The 1,227-nt window shown below is 35.3% G+C and carries 2 protein-coding genes; both read left to right on the forward strand.

Going from position 1 to position 1,227, the window contains the following annotated elements; all coding sequences use genetic code 11:
* Nucleotides 1-384 (forward strand): IS66 family insertion sequence element accessory protein TnpB (gene tnpB / locus H8718_RS20235; protein WP_249334860.1); only part of this gene is annotated, 384 nt, incomplete at its 5' end.
* A gap of 108 nt (nt 385-492) precedes the next feature.
* Nucleotides 493-1,227, forward strand: a 735-nt coding sequence (locus H8718_RS20240; RefSeq protein WP_249334861.1) for an IS66 family transposase, incomplete at its 3' end; no start/stop codon positions are given.

A 1,227-nucleotide genomic window follows, 5' to 3' on the forward strand; every position in this document is an offset into this window, starting at 1 on the left:
AACACATACCATCAATGCACTACGGCATTTATGTTAGGTAATATCTCAAACGTACAATCCATCTTTATTGTGTGCGGTTATACAGATATGAGAAAATCAATCGATGGACTTGTTGCGATTATTAAAGATACCTATGATTTAAACCCTTTTGATAACAGTCTCTTCTTATTTTGTGGTAGACGAGGAGATCGGTTAAAAGCAATCCATTGGGAACAAGATGGATTTGTACTTATGTATAAACGTCTAGAAGGTGGTAGATTTCAATGGCCCCGTTCTAAAGAAGAAGTTAGAGATATTACTTGGCAAGAGTTCAGATGGCTTATGGAAGGTCTTTCAATAGATCAACCAAAGGCTCTTAAAAAGGTATCACAACGAGATGTATAGTACCTCTAAAACCTTTGTAAATAAAGGGTTTAGAGGTATATTTAAGTAGAAATTATTGTCGAAACATGGTATAATCATTGTAATACTTATAGGGAGCTTTATACCATAATGACACAAGAAGAATATATCAAACAACTAGAAAACACAGTTGAATCTCTAACTTCACAAATAGAAAATTTAACAGAAACAGTTCATTATCTGACTAAGAAACTCTTTGGGCAATCGAGTGAAAAAACTAAGATTGATATACAAGGGCAACTTGGTCTTTTTGACGAAGCTGAGGTTTATTCTGATTCAAACGCTCCAGAACCAACCTATAAAGATGTTGCTGGATATGAACGTAAAAAAGGTAAAACAACGCGTGAAGTATTAACAAAAAACTTAGAAATCATTGAAGTACCTTGTACACTACATGAGGATGAGAAAAATTGTCCTTGGTGCAATACAGGGCTTAAACCTATAGGCAAAGAACAAGTTCGTGAAGAGATTCAATTTATTCCAGCTCAAGTAAAACTTATTCGATATATACGTTATGCGTATGAGTGTCCTACATGTAAAGAAGATGGCTATGCTGTTATTTCTAAAGCAGCTACGCCATCACCAGTCATGAAACATAGTCTTGCATCACCTTCATCTGTAGCTCATGTTATGTATCAGAAATATGTCAATGCAATGCCATTATATAGACAAGAAAAAGAATGGGAACAATACGGAATTAAACTTAGTCGTGCAACACTTGCCAACTGGGTTATTCGTTGTGCCCAAGATTGGCTTGTACCGATTACAAAAGCATTGCACAAAGAACTTCTTAAACGTGAAGTGTTACATGCTGATGAAACCACA

The sequence above is a fragment of the Zhenhengia yiwuensis genome (genome assembly GCF_014384995.1).
Classification (GTDB): Bacteria; Bacillota; Clostridia; order Lachnospirales; family Cellulosilyticaceae; genus Zhenhengia; species Zhenhengia yiwuensis.